General features: G+C 57.3%; 17 protein-coding genes. 1 reads left to right on the plus strand and 16 read right to left on the minus strand.

Annotated elements, in window-relative coordinates:
* Positions 1-93: 93 nt before the first annotated feature.
* The 12 genes from ybgE to sdhC all read right to left on the minus strand — a co-directional run bounded on the left by ybgE (position 94) and on the right by sdhC (position 13,499).
* Positions 94-387: a cyd operon protein YbgE gene (ybgE, locus tag F3I21_RS05105; RefSeq protein WP_058775290.1), complete on the minus strand. Its 294-nt coding sequence runs from the start codon at positions 385-387 to the stop codon at positions 94-96.
* A complete protein-coding gene (cydX, locus tag F3I21_RS05110; RefSeq protein WP_010615998.1) occupies positions 387-500 on the minus strand; it encodes a cytochrome bd-I oxidase subunit CydX in 114 nt (37 codons plus the stop codon). Before cydX ends, ybgE begins: the two co-directional genes overlap by 1 nt.
* Before the next feature lie 15 nt (positions 501-515).
* Positions 516-1,655 (minus strand): cytochrome d ubiquinol oxidase subunit II, encoded by a 1,140-nt coding sequence (cydB, locus tag F3I21_RS05115; RefSeq protein WP_021508533.1) that lies wholly within the window; start codon positions 1,653-1,655, stop codon positions 516-518.
* An 11-nt stretch (positions 1,656-1,666) separates the two neighbouring features.
* Positions 1,667-3,238 carry a cytochrome ubiquinol oxidase subunit I gene (cydA, locus tag F3I21_RS05120; protein ID WP_058757874.1) on the minus strand — a complete coding sequence of 524 codons (1,572 nt, stop codon included), beginning with the start codon at positions 3,236-3,238 and terminating at the stop codon, positions 1,667-1,669.
* 676 nt (positions 3,239-3,914) lie between these two features.
* A complete protein-coding gene (gene sucD / locus F3I21_RS05125; protein ID WP_021508535.1) occupies positions 3,915-4,790 on the minus strand; it encodes a succinate--CoA ligase subunit alpha in 876 nt (291 codons plus the stop codon).
* Positions 4,790-5,956 (minus strand): ADP-forming succinate--CoA ligase subunit beta, encoded by a 1,167-nt coding sequence (gene sucC / locus F3I21_RS05130; RefSeq protein WP_006118458.1) that lies wholly within the window; start codon positions 5,954-5,956, stop codon positions 4,790-4,792. Before sucC ends, sucD begins: the two co-directional genes overlap by 1 nt.
* 70 nt (positions 5,957-6,026) lie before the next feature.
* Positions 6,027-7,241, minus strand: coding sequence for a 2-oxoglutarate dehydrogenase complex dihydrolipoyllysine-residue succinyltransferase (gene odhB / locus F3I21_RS05135; protein ID WP_021508536.1), 1,215 nt, complete (start codon positions 7,239-7,241; stop codon positions 6,027-6,029).
* A 15-nt stretch (positions 7,242-7,256) separates the two neighbouring features.
* On the minus strand, positions 7,257-10,064 hold the full coding sequence (gene sucA, locus F3I21_RS05140; protein WP_021508537.1) for a 2-oxoglutarate dehydrogenase E1 component: 2,808 nt from the start codon (positions 10,062-10,064) through the stop codon (positions 7,257-7,259).
* A gap of 206 nt (positions 10,065-10,270) precedes the next feature.
* Positions 10,271-10,987, minus strand: a complete 717-nt coding sequence (locus tag F3I21_RS05145; protein WP_021508538.1) for a succinate dehydrogenase iron-sulfur subunit — start codon at positions 10,985-10,987, stop codon at positions 10,271-10,273.
* A 14-nt stretch (positions 10,988-11,001) separates the two neighbouring features.
* Positions 11,002-12,768 (minus strand): succinate dehydrogenase flavoprotein subunit, encoded by a 1,767-nt coding sequence (gene sdhA, locus F3I21_RS05150; protein ID WP_021508539.1) that lies wholly within the window; start codon positions 12,766-12,768, stop codon positions 11,002-11,004.
* The gene (gene sdhD, locus F3I21_RS05155) at positions 12,769-13,116 is read right to left on the minus strand and encodes a succinate dehydrogenase membrane anchor subunit (protein WP_021508540.1); all 348 of its coding nucleotides are present in this window, start codon (positions 13,114-13,116) and stop codon (positions 12,769-12,771) included. It abuts the gene before it with no gap.
* Complete coding sequence (gene sdhC, locus F3I21_RS05160) at positions 13,110-13,499, minus strand: succinate dehydrogenase cytochrome b556 subunit (RefSeq protein WP_021508541.1); 390 nt, start codon at positions 13,497-13,499, stop codon at positions 13,110-13,112. Before sdhC ends, sdhD begins: the two co-directional genes overlap by 7 nt.
* Before the next feature lie 755 nt (positions 13,500-14,254).
* On the opposite strand from sdhC, the gene F3I21_RS05165 reads away from it, so the two are divergent.
* A complete protein-coding gene (locus F3I21_RS05165) occupies positions 14,255-15,538 on the plus strand; it encodes a citrate synthase (RefSeq protein WP_021508542.1) in 1,284 nt (427 codons plus the stop codon).
* Between the two features lie 350 nt (positions 15,539-15,888).
* Here F3I21_RS05165 and nei read toward each other — a convergent pair whose 3' ends face one another.
* The 4 genes from nei to F3I21_RS05185 are packed head-to-tail and all read right to left on the minus strand — an operon-like array spanning position 15,889 to position 19,089.
* Complete coding sequence (gene nei / locus F3I21_RS05170; RefSeq protein WP_058769449.1) at positions 15,889-16,677, minus strand: endonuclease VIII; 789 nt, start codon at positions 16,675-16,677, stop codon at positions 15,889-15,891.
* Positions 16,678-16,689: 12 nt separating this feature from the next.
* Positions 16,690-17,337, minus strand: a complete 648-nt coding sequence (pcp, locus tag F3I21_RS05175; RefSeq protein WP_150058437.1) for a pyroglutamyl-peptidase I — start codon at positions 17,335-17,337, stop codon at positions 16,690-16,692.
* Between the two features lie 7 nt (positions 17,338-17,344).
* Entirely contained in the window at positions 17,345-18,361 is a 1,017-nt protein-coding gene (locus F3I21_RS05180; RefSeq protein WP_150058438.1) for a DUF979 domain-containing protein, read from the minus strand.
* On the minus strand, positions 18,361-19,089 hold the full coding sequence (locus F3I21_RS05185; RefSeq protein WP_021508546.1) for a DUF969 domain-containing protein: 729 nt from the start codon (positions 19,087-19,089) through the stop codon (positions 18,361-18,363). The genes F3I21_RS05180 and F3I21_RS05185 overlap by 1 nt, the downstream gene beginning before the upstream one ends.
* Positions 19,090-19,143: the final 54 nt, after the last annotated feature.

The following is a 19,143-nucleotide window of genomic DNA, read 5'->3' on the forward strand; positions in this document are numbered from 1 at the left end:
AACTGGAAGGATTTTCGGGAGATTTCCTGACCAACCGCTGACAAAAACTCACGTCAGCAGCGGTAAAACAGCCCTTACGGGCTGAGACAGAACTTAATGGTAGAACCAGTAAATTCCCAGCGCCAGCACGATCAGCGCCGGCAGCGGGGCAAACAGCGCCTGCCAGCGGGCACGCTGTGGCCGGAAACCGGTGCCGTGAATCACGCCGCTGCACACCGCCCAGATTAACAATAATCCGTGCCAGATGGCGAGCTCACTGGTGCGTGCGGCAAAGCGCGCCGGCTGCCAGATGACGCATCCGGCCAGCCACAGCGCCAGAATCAGTGAAAGGGCCCGCAGCGGGCCCTTATCCATCAGACGATACAGTGTCTGTATCAGGCTGCGCATCAGAGCTTGTCGTCCTGCGCGCCGCCCTCTTCCACATGCTCGATCGCCAGTGCCGTGACCACGCCAAACGCACAGGCCAGCAAGGTGCCAAGAATCCAGGCAAAATACCACATGCTTAATCTCCTCAATCAGTACAGGGAGTGCGTATTGCGCTCAATGTGTTCTTTGGTGATGCGGCCATACATCTTGTAGTAACACCAGCTGGTGTAAGCCAGAATAATCGGCACAAAGATGATGGCTGCCACGGTCATGATCTGCAGCGTCAGCAGGCTGGAGGTCGCGTCCCACATGGTCAGGCTGGTGCCTGGCACGGTACTGGATGGCATGATGAACGGGAACAGCGCAATGCCCGCCGTCATAATGACGCACGCCAGCGTTAGCGAAGAGAAGATAAACGCCCATGCGCCCTTCTCCATGCGCGAACACAGGATCGTCAGCAGCGGCAGCAGCGCGCCGAGCAGCGGGAACAGCCACAGCACCGGCATCTGTTCAAAATTGACCAGCCAGGCGCCGGCTTCACGCACCACGTCTTTACCCAGCGGGTTAGACGCCGCGTGATGATCGATTGCGCTTTTCAGCACATAGCCATCAATGCCGTACTTCACCCACACACCGGCCAGTACAAAGCCCACCAGCATCACCAGCGCACTGATTTGCGCCGCGGTGCGGGAACGCAGGTGCAGTTCGCCGCTGGTGCGCATCTGCAGGTAAGTCGCGCCCTGGGCCAAAATCATCGCGACGCTGATCACGCCAGCCAGCAGGCCAAACGGATTAAGCAGCTGGAAGAAATTACCGGTGTAGAACAGGCGCAGGTACTCATCAGCATGGAACGGCACACCCTGCAGCAGGTTACCGAACGCCACGCCAATCACCAGCGGCGGCACAAAGCTGCCAATGAAGATGCCCCAGTCCCAGGCACCGCGCCAGCGCATATCTTCAATCTTCGACCGGTAATCAAAGCCGACCGGACGGAAGAACAGCGAGGCCAGCACCAGAATCATCGCCACGTAGAAACCGGAGAACGCGGCGGCATAAACCATTGGCCAGGCGGCGAACAGCGCCCCGCCGGCAGTGATCAGCCAGACCTGGTTACCGTCCCAGTGCGGCGCGATGCTGTTAATCATGATGCGACGCTCGGTATCGGTGCGACCGAGGATGCGGGTCAGCATTCCCACGCCCATATCGAAGCCGTCGGTGACGGCAAAACCGATCAGCAGAATGCCAATCAGCAGCCACCAGACAAAACGCAACACTTCATAGTCAAACATGGTCGCTCTCCTTATCCGCGCGCCGGTTGAGTCACAGCCTGCACTGTTTCATGGTGATAGCGGCCGGTTTTCAGGCTGCTTGGACCAAGGCGGGCAAATTTGAACATCAGATACATTTCCGCCACCAGGAACACGGTATACAGGCCGCAGATCAGGATCATCGAGAACAGCAGATCGCCGACGGTCAGCGACGAGTTGGCCACAGCGGTTGGCAGCACCTCACCAATCGCCCACGGCTGACGGCCATATTCAGCGACAAACCAGCCAGCTTCGACGGCAATCCACGGCAGTGGAATACCGTACAGCGCCGCTTTCAGCAGCCAGCGATTCTTACCGATGCGGTTACGAATCACGCTCCAGAACGACAGCGCAATGATGCCCAGCAGCAGCACGCCACACAGCACCATGATGCGGAAGGCAAAATAGAGCGGTGCCACGCGCGGAATGGAATCCTGCGTTGCCTGCTGGATTTGCGCTTCCGTGGCGTTCGCCACATCCGGGGTATAACGCTTGAGCAGCAGACCGTAGCCGAGATCCTGTTTATGCGTCTCAAACTCACTGCGTACCGCCGGATCTTTACTGCCGGCACGCAGCTCGTTCAGCAGCGCATAGGCTTTCATACCGTTACGGATGCGCACTTCATGCTGCGCCAGCAGATCTTTCAGGCCGGTGACCGGTGTATCGACAGAACGGGTGGCGATCAGGCCGAGCAGATACGGGATCTGGATGGCGTACTTGTTCTCCTGCGTCGCCTGATCCGGCACGCCAAACAGCGTAAAGGCCGCCGGCGCCGGCTGGGTTTCCCATTCGGCTTCGATGGCGGCCAGCTTGGTTTTCTGCACATCGCCCATTTCATAACCGGATTCGTCACCCAGCACGATGACCGACAGCACGGCAGCCATACCGAAGCTGGCAGCGATCGCAAAGGAACGTTTAGCAAACGCGATGTCGCGCCCTTTCAGCAGATACCAGGCGCTGATGCCCAGAATGAACATCGCACCGGTGGTGTAGCCCGCGGCCACGGTATGCACAAATTTCACCTGCGCCACCGGGTTTAGCACCAGCTCGGAGAAGCTCACCATCTCCATACGCATGGTTTCGAAATTGAATTCGGAGGCGATCGGGTTCTGCATCCAGCCGTTCGCCACCAGGATCCACAGCGCGGACATGTTCGAGCCGAGTGCCACCAGCCAGGTCACCGCCAGGTGCTGCACTTTACCGAGGCGATCCCAGCCGAAGAAGAACAGGCCGACAAAGGTGGATTCAAGGAAGAACGCCATCAGGCCTTCGATGGCCAGCGGCGCACCGAAGATATCGCCGACGTAGTGGGAGTAATAAGACCAGTTGGTACCGAACTGAAATTCCATGGTCAGGCCGGTGGCCACACCCAGCGCAAAGTTGATACCAAACAACTTGCCCCAGAATTTGGTCATATCTTTATAAATCTGTTTTCCCGACAGGACATAGACCGTTTCCATGATCGCCAGTAAAAACGCCATACCGAGCGTTAAGGGCACGAACAGGAAATGGTACATCGCCGTCAGGGCAAACTGTAAACGCGACAGCTCGACAATATCTAACATGATGACTCCTTGCTCCTCGCATGAACTCATCCTGCGAATAACAACCACAAACAGCGGGCAGTGCGATGCAGAATAAGGTCAGGAACGACTGATTATTGATTCCAGTTTTGTTACCGACAGCACAATGCGTACTGCGGCCCGAAGTGAGCGAGTAACAGTGGTGAAAATTCCCCGAAAAACCGATCGCTTCAGCCTGTTTCGAGCAGGAGTAAGATGAGGAGGCGACAGAATTGATATGACAACGCCTGGCACAAACTCCTGAAAAATGATGAAAAAGACTGAATTGATGCAGCGCAATTTATACCGGTTGGGTTGCTTTTAGCCAGCGGTAAAGTTTGCTATATATCGCCTTTTATTGATCTGGATTAAGACAATAATTTTCCAGATATGTAGTGTTAGAGTTGTTGTTAATTAGTTGTCATAAATCGATGGCGCAATTAAGAAAACAATTACCTTTCCCGTAATTATTTAACCTCTTTGCCAGCCAGACGCCTGGACGCTGACGGGAAAAAGCACGCCTCTTTGCCCTTCTTTACTCAACGACAACGTAAGCATAGCCGCAGAAAATGTTGCCGTTACGTTTTTACTGCAAATGTGTGAGGACGGCTAATGGCCGTGCATGACAGCCATAAAAAAAGCCACCCGCAGGTGGCTTTGTTCTTTCAGCAGCAAAATCTTATTTCGCTGGCAGTACCGCTTTCACCGCGTCGCCGATATCGGCCAGGCTGCGAACGGTTTTCACGCCGGCCGCTTCCAGCGCAGCAAATTTCTCATCGGCGGTGCCTTTACCACCGGCAATGATGGCGCCGGCGTGGCCCATACGCTTGCCTTTCGGCGCCGTTACGCCGGCGATGTAGCCGACGACAGGCTTGGTCACGTGCTCTTTGATGAACGCCGCGGCCTCTTCTTCAGCGCTGCCGCCGATCTCACCGATCATCACGATCGCTTCGGTCTGCGGATCGTCCTGGAACATTTTCAGGATGTCGATGAAGTTAGAGCCAGGGATCGGGTCACCGCCGATGCCCACACAGGTGGACTGGCCGTAGCCGATGTCGGTGGTCTGCTTAACCGCTTCATAGGTCAGCGTACCGGAACGTGACACGATACCGACGCGGCCTGGCTGGTGAATGTGGCCCGGCATGATACCGATTTTACATTCGCCAGGGGTGATCACACCCGGGCAGTTCGGGCCGATCATGCGCACGCCTGCTTCGTCCAGCTTCACTTTCACCGTCAGCATATCCAGCGTCGGGATGCCTTCGGTGATGGTGATGATCAGTTTGATGCCCGCGTCGATCGCTTCCAGGATACCGTCTTTGCAGAACGGTGCCGGCACGTAGATCACGGTAGCGGTGGCGCCCGTGGCTTCTACCGCTTCGCGCACGGTGTTAAACACCGGCAGACCGAGATGGGTGGTGCCGCCTTTACCTGGCGTCACACCGCCAACCAGCTGCGTACCATAGGCCAGCGCCTGCTCAGAGTGGAACGTTCCCTGGCCACCGGTAAAACCCTGGCAAATGACTTTGGTGTTTTTGTCGATCAGAATGGACATTATTTACCCTCCGCAGCAGCGACAACACGCTGTGCTGCGTCTGTCAGGCTGGTTGCTGCAATGATGTTAAGACCGCTGTCCGCCAGTTTCTTCGCGCCCAGCTCGGCGTTGTTACCTTCCAGACGTACCACGACCGGTACGTTGACACCCACTTCAGCCACAGCACCGATGATGCCGTCTGCGATCAGGTCGCAGCGCACGATGCCGCCGAAGATGTTAACGAATACCGCTTTCACAGCATCGTCAGACAGGATGATTTTGAAGGCTTCAGTAACGCGCTCTTTGGTTGCGCCGCCGCCAACATCAAGGAAGTTTGCAGGCTGACCACCGTGGTGTTTCACGATGTCCATGGTGCCCATCGCCAGACCGGCGCCGTTGACCATACAGCCAATGTTGCCTTCCAGCGCGACGTAGTTCAGTTCCCACTGCGTCGCGTGGGCTTCACGGGGGTCTTCCTGGCTTGGGTCGCGCATTTCACGCAGCTCTGGCTGACGGAACAGGGCATTGCCATCGGCACCCAGTTTGCCATCCAGACAGATCAGGTCGCCCTGTTTGGTGATTACCAGCGGGTTGATCTCAACCATCGCCAGGTCGCGCTCCAGGAACATGGTCGCCAGACCCATGAAGATTTTGGTGAACTGGCTGACCTGCTTGCCGGTCAGGCCCAGTTTGAATGCCAGCTCGCGGCCCTGGTATGGCTGCGGGCCGGTCAGCGGATCCAGCGCCATTTTATGGATCAGGTGCGGGGTTTCTTCCGCCACTTTCTCGATTTCCACGCCGCCTTCGGTTGACGCCATGAAGATCACGCGACGGGTAGCACGGTCAACCACCGCACCCAGATACAGCTCCTGATCGATGTCGGTCGCCGCTTCAACTAGGATCTGGTTTACCGGCTGGCCATTGGCGTCAGTCTGGTAGGTCACCAGACGTTTGCCCAGCCAGTTTTCAGCGAAAGCACGAATGTCTTCTTTACTGTTAACCACCTTCACACCGCCCGCTTTACCGCGGCCACCGGCATGAACCTGACATTTCACCACCCACGGACCCGCGCCAATTTTCGAGGCGGCTTCTTCGGCTTCACGTGGCGTGGTGCAGGCGTAGCCAGTCGGTGCTGGCATACCATACCGTGCAAACAGCTGCTTCGCCTGGTATTCGTGTAAGTTCATGATGTTCTATCCATTCAGATCTAAACAGGGTTAATTTGGGCGCGCCTCGTGCCAGCGCGCCCGGCGAAAATCAGACATCCAGCAGCAGACGCGCCGGATCTTCCAGCAGCTCTTTCACCGCGACCAGATAGCCGACAGATTCACGACCATCGATCAGACGGTGATCGTAGGAGAGCGCCAGATACATCATTGGCAGCACCACCACCTGACCATTCACCGCCATTGGGCGATCTTTGATGGCGTGCATCCCCAGAATCGCGCTCTGCGGCGGGTTGATGATCGGCGTAGACATCAGCGAACCGAACACACCACCGTTGGTGATGGTGAAGTTACCGCCGGTCAGTTCTTCCACCGTCAGCTTGCCGTCACGGCCTTTCACCGCCAGCTCTTTAATTTTCTTCTCGATGTCGGCCATGCTCAGCGCATCAACATCTTTCAGCACTGGCGTCACCAGACCACGCGGCGTTGAGACCGCGATGCTGACATCGAAATAGTTGTGGTACACCACATCGTCGCCGTCGATCGACGCGTTGACTTCCGGGAAGCGTTTCAGCGCTTCGACCACCGCTTTGATGTAGAAGGACATAAAGCCCAGACGCACGCCGTGACGCTTCTCGAAGGCATCGCCGTACTGCTTGCGCAGATCCATGATCGGCTTCATGTTGACTTCGTTGAAGGTGGTCAGCATTGCGGTGCTGTTTTTCGCTTCCAGCAGACGCTCGGCCACGCGCTTGCGCAGACGGGTCATCGGCACGCGCTTCTCGCTGCGGTTGGCGACTGCCTGCGGAGCCGCATCGGCTGCCGGTGCCGCTTTCGCGCCGTCGGCTTTCTTCGCCAGATGTTTTTCTACATCTTCGCGCGTCAGACGGCCGCCAACACCGGTACCTTTAATCTGGCTGGCGTCGAGGTTGTTTTCCGCAATCAGGCGGCGCACGGCCGGGCTGAGCGCGTCATTGCTCTCTTCTTCCAGAGATGCAGTCTGACGCTGTGCAGGCGTAGACTCCTTGCTTTCCACTTTCGCCGTGGTCTCTTTCCCGCCGCTGTTGCCTTCCTTCAGACGGCCCAGAATCTGGCGCGATGTTACGGTGGCGCCTTCGTCTTCCAGCACCGCTTCCAGCACACCGTCAGCGGCGGCAGGCACTTCCAGTACCACTTTGTCAGTTTCGATCTCGACCAGCACTTCGTCGCGGGTCACAGAGTCGCCGGGTTTTTTATGCCAGGTGGCTACCGTGGCGTCCGCTACGGATTCAGGCAAATCGGGAACGAGAATTTCTACGCTACTCATTTTCTTTCCTTTTAATTAACCAAGGTTCAGCGCGTCATTGACCAGGTCTTGCTGCTGTTGTTGATGTACGGACATATAGCCCACGGCCGGTGAAGCAGAAGCCGGACGGCCTGCGTAACGCAGTGACGCACCAAATGGAACCACTTCGCGGAAATGATGCTGACTGCAATACCATGCGCCCTGGTTCAGTGGCTCTTCCTGACACCAGACGAAATCCTGAACATGGGCGTAATTCTTCAGCGCTTCCTGCACCGCTTTGTGCGGGAACGGATAGAGCTGTTCGATACGCACGATGGCGACATCGGTCTGCTCGTTCTTACGACGCTGTTCCAGCAGATCGTAATAAACTTTACCGGAGCACAGCACCACGCGTTTCACCTGCTGCGGATCGAGGTCGTCGATCTCACCAATCGCCGGCTGGAAGCTGCCGTTGGCCAGCTCATCAAGGCTGGATACCGCCAGCGGATGACGCAGCAGCGACTTCGGCGACATCACGATCAGCGGACGGCGCATACCGCGCAGCGCCTGACGACGCAGCATGTGGTACACCTGCGCTGGCGTTGATGGCACGCAGACCTGCATGTTCTGCTCAGCACACAGCTGCAGATAGCGCTCAAGGCGCGCGGAGGAGTGTTCCGGACCCTGTCCTTCATAGCCGTGTGGCAGCAGCATCACCAGACCACACATGCGGCCCCATTTCTGCTCGCCGGAGCTGATGAACTGATCAATCACCACCTGAGCGCCGTTGGCGAAGTCACCGAACTGCGCTTCCCAGATGGTCAGCACGCGCGGCTCGGCGGTGGCGTAACCGTATTCGAACGCCAGTACCGCTTCTTCCGACAGCACCGAATCCCACACCTTGAACTGACCCTGACCGTTATGGATATGGTGCAGCGGGGTGTAAGTCGAACCGTTCTGCTGGTTGTGAATCACCGCGTGACGGTGGAAGAAGGTGCCGCGGCCGGAGTCTTCACCCGACAGGCGCACCGGAATGCCTTCGTCCACCAGCGTGGCGTAAGCGAGGTTTTCCGCGCCGCCCCAGTCGAACAGCTTGTTGCCTTCCGCCATCTCTTTGCGGTCGTTGTAAATCTTGGCAACGCGCGACTGCACTTCCACCGCTTCCGGAATGCTGCTGATGCGGCGCGCCAGCTCCTGCAGACGTTTCATGTCCACGGTTTCCGGGTAGCTCTCATCCCACTCGTGGTTGAGGTACGGAGACCAGGTGAACGAGTGCAGGCTCATCGGACGCCATTCCGGCACCACGCACTCGCCTTCATCCAGCGCGTCGCGGTACAGGTTTACCAGCTCGGTGGCATCTTCCTGCGTGGCCACGCCTTCGCTTTCCAGCTGATCGGCGTAGATTTTGCGCGGCGTCGGATGCTTTTTGATTTTCTGATACATCAGCGGCTGGGTTGCGCTTGGCTCGTCGGCTTCGTTATGGCCGTGACGGCGGTAGCACACCAGGTCGATGAACACATCGCGTTTGAAGGTGTTGCGATAATCCAGCGCCAGACGGGTAACAAACGCTACCGCCTCCGGATCGTCCGCGTTGACGTGGAAGATCGGCGCCAGCACCATTTTGCCGATGTCGGTGCAGTAAGGGGTAGAACGCGCATCTTTCGGATTCGAGGTGGTGAAGCCCACCTGGTTGTTAATCACGATGCGTACGGTGCCGCCCACTTCGTAACCGCGCGCCTGCGACATGTTCAGGGTTTCCTGCACCACGCCCTGGCCAATAACCGCGGCGTCACCATGAATGGTGATCGGCAGGACTTTGTTGCTGCCCGGCTCCGCCAGACGATCCAGACGCGCACGCACCGAGCCCATGACTACCGGGCTTACAATTTCCAGATGCGACGGGTTGAACGCCAGCGCCAGGTGCACCAGGCCGCCTTCGGTTTCCACGTCTGACGAGAAGCCCATGTGGTACTTCACGTCACCGGTACCGAGGTGCTCTTTGTGCTTGCCGGAGAACTCGTCGAACAGATCCTGCGGTTTTTTACCCAGCACGTTGATCAGCACGTTGAGACGGCCGCGGTGCGCCATGCCCAGCACCACTTCACGCGTGCCGCTCTTGCCGGCGTGGCGAATCATTTCGCGCAGCATCGGTACCAGCGCATCACCGCCTTCCAGCGAGAAGCGTTTGGCACCCGGGAATTTCGCGCCGAGGTATTTTTCCAGGCCCTCTGCCGCCGTCAGCTCTTTCAGGAAACCTTTTTTCTCGTCCGCGCTGAATGACGCATGGCCCACCACCGATTCCAGACGCTGCTGAATCCAGCGCTTCTCTTCGGTGTTGTTGATGTGCATGTACTCTGCACCAATCGAACCACAGTAGGTCTGCTGCAGTGCGGCATAAAGATCGGCCAGCTTCATGGTCTCTTTGCCAATGGCGAAAGAGCCTACGTTAAAGCTTTCCTGAAAATCGGCGTCGGTCAGATCGTGGAAGGCCGGATCGAGATCCGCCACGCGTTCCTGCTTCCACAGGCCGAGCGGATCGAGGTTAGCGTGCTGATGGCCGCGGAAGCGGAAAGCATTAATCAGCTGCAGCACTTTAACCTGTTTGGAATTAGCGGCCGGATCGGTGACTGTGGAGGTGTAGCGGGTGGCGTCTTTCGCCAGGCGGCGGAAATATTCACGCGTCGTGGAGTGAAACTGCTCAGGTTTCACGCCGGTGCCCGGCAGCTGCTGGAACATCGAGCGCCACACTTCATCAACAGAGTCAGGATCGGTCAGGAAATCCTCATAGAGTTGCTCTATGTAGGACTGGTTCGCGCCGGCCAGCCAGGAGGAGTCCAGCCAGGGTTTCATCGCGCTGTTCTGCATTGTGATCCCTTAAGCATTAATCTGCTTTTTTGAGGTTTCATTTGTTGCCGCTTACGCGGCTTGCCGTAGTGAGTTCAGCGATACGAACCTGTGCGCAACCGGCGCCTGGCCCGTAAGGGAACCTTTATAAGCGTGGTCAGTACCGCGCTTATAGAGGCTTCCGTAAACGATCGGGAACCTGGGTTCCCGATCGTGACTTCCGTTTGTTACGCCCCGCGCTGCAGCAGCATCGACTTAATATGGCCGATGGCGCGCGTTGGGTTTAAGCCTTTCGGGCACACGCTCACACAGTTCATGATGCTGTGACAGCGGAAAACACTGAAAGCATCATTCAGATTGTCGAGGCGCGCATCGGTTTCGGTATCGCGGCTGTCAATCAGGAAGCGGTACGCCGCCAGCAGGCCGGCCGGACCGATGAACTTGTCCGGATTCCACCAGAATGACGGGCACGACGTGGAGCAGCAGGCACAGAGAATACACTCGTACAGGCCGTCCAGGTGCTCACGCTGCGCAGGCGTTTGCAGATGCTCGCGCGCTGGCGGATTTTCCCCATTATTCAACAGGAAAGGCTTAATCTTCTCATACTGAGCATAGAATTGTCCCATGTCCACCACGAGGTCGCGGATTACCGGCAGACCGGGCAGCGGACGGATAACAATCTTCTTGCTGCCATTGCCCAGTGCGGAGACCGGCGTGATACACGCCAGGCCATTTTTACCGTTCATGTTGAGGCCATCGGAGCCGCACACGCCTTCACGGCAGGAGCGACGGAAGGCCAGCGTAGGATCCTTCTCTTTCAGACGGATCAGCGCGTCCAGCAGCATCATGTCGCGACCATCTTCCGCTTCGAGGGTGTAATCCTGCATGCGCGGTTTGTCATCGACTTCCGGGTTGTAACGATAGATAGAAAATTCGAGTCTCATGATGATCTCCGCAATTAGTAAGTACGCGCTTTCGGCGGGAAGGCCGCACGCAGTTTCGGTTGCATGTTCACCTCACGGCGCGTCATGCTTTCCGTTTGCGGAACATAGAGGCTGTGGCACAGCCAGTTGGCATCATCACGCTCCGGGTAGTCGAAGCGGCTGTGAGCGCCACGGCTTTCGGTGCGGAAGTTGGCCGCTACCGCGGTGGCGTAAGCGGTTTCCATCAGGTTATCCAGCTCAAGGCATTCGATACGCTGGGTGTTGAAGTCCGGTGAACGGTCATCGAGACGCGCGTTTTTCAGGCGCTCACGAATCTCTTTCAGCTCGGCCAGGCCTTCACGCATCGCATCCCCTTCACGGAATACCGAGAAGTTGTTCTGCATGCAGCGCTGCAGCGCCTTGCGGATTTCAACCGGGTCTTCACCGGTGGTGTTGTTTTCCCAGCGGTTGAAGCGGGCCATCGCCGCGTCGATTTCATCTTCGGTGGCGTCGCGCAGTTCGCCCTGCTCAGCGATGCACTCCATCAGGTGAACACCGGCCGCGCGGCCAAATACCACCAGGTCGAGCAGCGAATTGCCGCCAAGACGGTTTGCGCCGTGTACCGATACGCAGGCAATTTCGCCTACCGCGAACAGGCCCGGAATCACTTCATCTTCGCCCTGCTCGTTAACGCGCAGCGCCTGACCGGTCACGCGGGTCGGCACGCCGCCCATCATGTAGTGGCAGGTCGGGATAACCGGAATCGGTTCTTTAATCGGGTCAACGTGAGCAAAGGTGCGCGACAGTTCGAGGATACCCGGCAGACGGGATTCCAGCACTTCAGCGCCCAGATGGTCGAGTTTCAGTTTGATGTGCGGACCCCATGGGCCGTCGCAGCCGCGACCTTCACGGATTTCCACCATCATTGAACGCGCCACCACATCACGGCCCGCCAGATCTTTGGCGTTCGGCGCGTAGCGCTCCATGAAACGCTCGCCATGCTTGTTCAGCAGATAGCCACCTTCACCACGGCAGCCCTCGGTCACCAGCACACCCGCCCCGGCGATGCCGGTTGGGTGGAACTGCCACATCTCCATATCCTGCATTGGCACGCCGGCACGCAGCGCCATGCCGACGCCGTCGCCGGTGTTGATGTGGGCGTTGGTGGTGGACTGATAGATACGGCCAGCACCGCCGGTCGCGAGGATAGTGGCTTTGGCTTTGAAGTAGACTGTTTCACCGGTTTCGATGCAGATGGCGGTACAGCCGACGATCGCACCGTCAGCGTTTTTCACCAGATCCAGTGCATACCACTCGGAGAAGATGGTGGTTTTGTTTTTCAGGTTCTGCTGATACAGCGTATGCAGCAGGGCGTGGCCGGTACGGTCGGCAGCAGCAGCGGTACGCGCCGCCTGCTCACCACCGAAGTTTTTCGACTGACCACCAAACGGACGCTGATAAACGCGGCCGTCATCAAGACGGGAGAATGGCAGGCCCATGTGCTCCAGCTCCAGAATCGCTTCCGGACCGGTTTTACACATATATTCGATCGCGTCCTGGTCACCGATGTAATCGGAGCCTTTGACGGTATCGTACATGTGCCATTCCCAGTTATCTTCGTGGGAGTTACCCAGTGCCACGGTAATCCCGCCCTGCGCCGATACGGTGTGGGAACGGGTTGGGAACACTTTGGATAACAGAGCACAGCTCTGGCCCGACTGGGAGATTTGCAGCGCGGCGCGCATACCCGCACCACCTGCGCCGATCACCACGGCATCAAATTCTCTGACTGGCAAACTCATTTACACACCCCACACCACAACAGTTCCATAAATTGCATACGACAACAGCGCGACCACAATCACCAGTTGCAACACCAGACGCGTTGCCAGCGGTTTCACGTAGTCGGTCAGGACCTGCCACATGCCAATCCAGCCGTGGACCAGAATCGAGAACAGCGTCAGCAACGTGAACACTTTGGTAAAGGAGGAAGCGAAAAAGCCGCGCCAGACGTCATACGTCAGCGTGCCGGTCATCACGACAAAACCGAGGATGTAGAGAATGTAGAGCGTAATTAAGATTGCAGCAGCACGCAGTAACAGCCAGTCATGGATACCGTTGCGTCCTAATGCAGAAGCATTGCTTACCATACGAGGACTCCAGCCAGAATTGAGAGCACGACAGTGATAACAAAAACCGCTTGCGCGGTACGGGTTCCCACCTGCAGGGTTTCTGCCGTAAAACCGAAGTCGGCCAGCATGTGACGAATGCCGCTTGCTGCGTGATAAGCCAGCGCGGTCAGAATGCCCCACATGATGAATTTGGCGAAGAAGCTATCCATGATGGATGCCGCTTGCTGGAAACCTTCCGGAGAAGAGAGGGAGAGACCCAGTAACCAGAGCAGAATTCCGAGAGCGACAAAGGTAATCACGCCGGAGACGCGGTGGAGAATGGACGATATTGCAGTAACGGGAAACCGGATCGTCGAGAGATCCAAGTTAACAGGTCTTTGTTTTTTCACGGTTTTGCCCACACAGCTCTTTTTTATTTTGCTTCCTCCGGTCCTGAGTTACAGAAGAGCACAGTGCGTGTTCGGACTGCAACCGCCACCAAAATAGCAACATCCAGTGTTAAATGAAGCGGGTAAAACGCTGGGTGGCTCCTGGTGTCAGGGTATTCCGGAGACCTGGCGGCAGTATAGGAGGATCACATTCTGATTACAATTCCCCTACAATCTCTTTGGTCACATTTAAGCTGAACAGTGATCCGTCTCACGTATTTCACAATTTATACATTTTTAATTATCTGATTTGACAATAGATCAACATTTCAGTTACAAACGAACGCACTAAAACCCTATGATGCATAAAAGTTATGGGGATACACTTTCCCCTAAGCTCAAGTTATGTAACATTGCCTTTACGAGCAACACAAACCGTCAGGTTATTGGTTACCAAGAAGTTATATCGTGACAGGATCTTTAACATCCACGATGTGCAGCGCGTCATGCCCGGACACCACCGATTGGCTTTACACATTTCGCTCCGTAACCTTGCAGCATGAACGTTACCGCTGAGTGATGCTGTGAAGATTCTGTTTTAGCCTAAGTCGTGCGGGTTGCAATAAGGCAGTAAGCGTGCAAATGATGGGCGTTTATGGAAGTAAATGACCGCACTGCGCGCGCGCAGCCAGTGTAGCGGCGGCCCGAAAATACGGCGGGTAAACGCAACATGATGACTGTTCTGGTGTCTAAGATCCTTACCTACTAAGGCGCTATGGAGACGAAAAATGACAGATAAAAAAGTGACGCTAACCCTACAAGATAACAACTCCGTGGAACTGGATGTGATGCAAGGCACGCTGGGACAGGATGTTGTTGATGTCCGCGCCCTTGGCTCAAAAGGCCTGTTCACCTTCGACCCCGGTTTTACCTCTACGGCGTCCTGCGAATCAAAAATTACCTTTATTGATGGTGATGAAGGGATTTTGTTACATCGCGGTTTCCCCATCGATCAGCTGGCTACCCACTCAAACTATCTGGAAGTGTGCTACATCCTGCTGAACGGCGAAGCCCCTACTCAGGCGCAGTACGACGAGTTCCGCACCACCGTAACCCGTCACACCATGATTCACGAGCAGATCACCCGCCTGTTCCACGGCTTCCGTCGTGATTCACACCCGATGGCGGTGATGTGCGGCGTGACCGGCGCGCTGGCCGCCTTCTATCACGATTCATTAGACGTGAATATTGAACGTCACCGTGAAATCGCCGCCTTCCGCCTGCTGTCAAAAATGCCGACCATGGCCGCGATGTGTTACAAATACTCCATCGGCCAGCCGTTTGTGTATCCGCGTAACGACCTCTCCTATGCCGGTAACTTCCTGCACATGATGTTTGCTACGCCGTGTGAAGAGTACAAAGTGAACCCGGTGCTGGAACGCGCCATGGACCGTATCCTGATCCTGCACGCTGACCACGAACAGAACGCATCAACCTCTACCGTGCGTACCGCCGGTTCTTCCGGTGCCAACCCGTTTGCCTGTATCGCCGCCGGTATCGCCTCGCTGTGGGGACCTGCGCACGGTGGTGCCAACGAAGCCACGCTGCGTATGCTGGAAGAGATCAGCACCGTGGATCACATCCCGGAATTCGTGCGTCGCGCCAAAGATAAGAACGATTCATTCCGTCTGATGGGCTTCGGTCACCGTGTGTATAAGAACTATGACCCGCGCGCAACCGTGATGCGTGAAACCTGTCATGAAGTGCTGAACGAGCTGGGCATGAAGGACGACCTGCTGGAAGTGGCGATGGAGCTGGAGCACATCGCGCTGAACGACCCGTACTTTATCGAGCGCAAACTCTATCCGAACGTCGATTTCTATTCCGGCATCATTCTGAAAGCGATGGGCATTCCGTCATCAATGTTTACCGTGATCTTCGCGATGGCGCGTACCGTTGGCTGGATTGCGCACTGGAAAGAGATGCACGACGAAGGCATGAAGATTGCCCGTCCACGTCAGCTCTACACCGGTTACACCGAGCGCGAATTCAGCTCGGCGCTGAAAAAATAACAATCAGGGCGGGTTATCCCGCCCTTTTCTTTTTTAGTATACGGCGAAAGTTCGGGGCGCATCGTGCAGAGCCCTGCCTGGCTGAGCCCCGTTTCAGGCGTCCTCGCGCCGCTGACGCGGTACCTTCACACCCTTCGTCAGTCTGACGGACCGCCGTCGACGGGACATCCTGTCCCGGCTCCGGCTTTCGCCCGCATCCATGCGGTCTCATCCTGACTTCCTCATGCTGTTCAGCGCTGCGGATTGCCTGCCCCGGGGCTCAGCCAGTCAGTGCATTAGCTCTGGTGCAGTTTGCCGCAAGTCGATGCGGGGATCGCCTGTCCCGCGCCTCTTCTATTGATGACCAAAACTCAATGCTGACAGCCCGGACACCAGTAAAACGGTCGTGAGGACAGTACGCCCTTCTCAATGACGGTACCGCAGCGCCGGCACTTTTTGCCCTGGCGGTGAAACACCTCGAAACGAAACGCCGCCTCTTCGTGATACTTCTTCATGCTGCCACGCATCTGATAAGACAAACGCGGCACCGCCAGCATGGCGTGGCTCAACGCATCCAGTTGCTGATCGCTCAAATCCTGTGCACGATGCTGCGCCAGCAAACCGGCGTGCCACAAAATCTCGACGCGCAGATAGTTGCCGAGCCCGGCGAGAAATGCCTGATCCAGCAGCAAACCGCTGAACTGGCGGCGACGAAAACGCGGCGACAGCAGCCGCTCGCGCACCTCTTCCACCGTCAGCGTAGCGTCCAGCACGTCAGGTCCGACGCGTTGTAAAAACGGATGCGCGCCGAGCGTATCTGCGTTCAGCAGCTCAATATCCGAAGCGCTATACAGCAAAATTGCCCGGTCGGCATTACCCAGCCGCACGCGCAGCTGGCGCGAAGTATTGGGCTCAGTCCCGCTCGGCACCACACGCCACACACCGTACAGCTGATTATGGCTGTACAGCGTCAGCCCGTTGGAGAAGTGCGTCAGCAGTGCCTTGCCGCGCGTTTCAAAGGCGTCGATGGTTTCCCCCATCAGCGCCGGTTCGTAGGTCTTCAGCGCCGGAAAAGCAAACCACACCTCGGTCAGAGGCTTGCCCACCATTGCCGCTGCAAGTTGATCCGCCGCGCGGCGGATCTCCGGTCCCTCTGGCATAACCACTCCTGATTAATGGGTTGCGCCGCCCACTTCGCGAATGTCTTTCTCTGTGCTGAGAATCACCTGCAGCGACGTTTCCAGCGCCTGAATCACACTGGCGGTCGACATACTCGGTGCGCCAGGATGCTGCGCCGCCTGCTGCGGCATATACGGGATATGCACGAAACCGCCGCGTGCTGCGCTGCCTGTGGTCTGCAGCCAGTGCAGCAGGTGATACATGACGTTATTACAGGTAAACGTCCCGGCGGTTTGCGACACCGAAGCCGGAATTCCCACTTCGCGCAGTGTCGCGACCATCGCTTTGATCGGCAGCGTGGAAAAATAGGCCGCCGGTCCCCCGGCGACAATCGGCTGATCGACCGGCTGCTGCTGGTCATTATCCGGAATGCGCGCATCGTTCACATTAATCGCCACGCGCTCTACGCTGATATCGCTGCGCCCGCCAGCCTGGCCGACACACAGCACGCGGTGCGGCTGCAGCTCTTCCAGCGCAGCGGTCAGCACCTGGCCGCAACGGGCGAATACCACCGGCAGCTGGCGCACCACAATCCGCGCGCCGCCGAACTCCCGACCATCAAAGCTGCGTACCGCTTCCCACGACGGATTAATGCGCTCGCCGCCAAACGGCTCGAACGCCGTCATTAACACCGTTTTCATCGCAACCTCACAGGAACATCAGGAAATAAAGCAGGAAAATATTTACCAGTAACAGTAGCACACCGGTTGGCACCTGAGCCTTGATCACCGCGTTACGGTCCGGCAGCTCCAGTAAACGCGCCGGAACAATATTGAAGTTGGCAGCCATCGGCGTCATCAGCGTGCCGCAGTACCCGCAGAACATGCCGATCGCCGCCATCACCGCCGGATTGCCACCGTGCTGCAGCACCAGAATCGGAATACCGATGCCGGCGGTGACAATCGGGAACGCCGCAAACGCATTGCCCATCACCATGGTCAGCAACGCCATGCCCAGCGCATATACCGCCACCGCAATCAGCCGGTTATCCACCGCCAGATAGTGTTCGGTCAGATGCGAAATCGCCGTGCCGACGCCAGCGCTGGTAAACAGCAGGCCGAGCGTGGCGAGAATCTGCGGCAGAATAAACGCCCAGCCCACCGCATCCAGCAAACGCCGCGTCTCCTGCATCGACTGCAGCGGCTTCTCGTGGGTAAACTTCAGCGCAATCAGCCAGCCCAGCACGCAGCCAATCATCATCGAAAACAGCGTGACCAGCGTCGAATGATTGCCCGGGCCAAATACCTTCTCCTGCAGACCGGGAATATGATTGAACGCCAGCACGCCAATCACCGTCACCAGCGGAATTGCCAGCGCCGGCAGGAACAGCTTATTGCCGAGACGCTGCGCGCTCTGCTGCTTCTGTTCATCGCTGCGCTGATGATAGCGACCGAGGCGCACGCCGCCGAACCCGGCAATCAGCGCCATGACCACCACCGCCGTGCCCACCGCAATATGCAACCAGCGACGTCCCAGCTCCGCATCACCGGCCCACTGCCCCATCAGTTGATAAGCACCGTCACCAATCAGGAAAATCAGACCATACAGCGCCCAGAATAAACCGGTGGTAAAACGGCGCGGGTTGGCGCTATCGCGCCATGACAGCAGCGCGACAATCAGCAGGATCGCCCCGGCCAGCCACATTAGATACTGTTGCTGAAACATCACTCACCTCCTTTTGCGCGCAGCGCCTGCTGGTTGAGCGCGCCCAGCTCACGCGACAGCTGACGGTCGAGCCGCACCAGTCGCGCAGCATGAATCAGGAACGCACACAGCGCGGTCGGAATGCCCCACAGCGCGATGTGCAACGGTTCGGTGCTGATGCCCGCCGACTCCTGCATAAAGTTGTGCATAAAAATGATCGCGCCGAAGGCCACGAAAATATCTTCACCGAAGAACAGCCCGACGTTATCGGTGGCCGCCGACATGGCGCGCAGCCGCTGACGAATCTCCGGTGATACGCTGCCGTAACGGTTTTCAGTGGCACCTTCGGCCATCGGTGCCAGCAGCGGACGCACCATCTGCGGATGGCCGCCCAGGCTGGTCAGCCCCAGCGCCGCAGTCAGCTCACGCACGAACAGATAGACGATCAGTAAACGGCCGGCGGTGGCGGTTTTGATCCGGGCGATCCACGTCTGCGCACGCTCTTTCAAACCGTGGCGCTCCAGCAATCCGATGACCGCCAGCGGTAACAGCAGGATCAGCGGCAGATTACGGGTATTGAGAAAGCCGGAACCGAGCTTCTCCAGAATATCGCCGAGCGGCATATGCGCCGCCAGCCCGGTGACAAAACCGGCAACAATCACCACCAGCACCGGGTTGAAGCGCAGCACAAAGCCGAGCACAATCGCGGCAATGCCGAGTAACGGCCAGAGATTGACCACGTTATCCATGTTTTCCCCTCGTCAGAAATAAAAAGCCCGGCAACAGGCCGGGCTAACAGTCAA

The sequence above is a fragment of the Pantoea sp. B_9 genome, assembly GCF_008632015.1.
In the GTDB taxonomy this organism is placed as follows: Bacteria; Pseudomonadota; Gammaproteobacteria; order Enterobacterales; family Enterobacteriaceae; genus Pantoea; species Pantoea dispersa.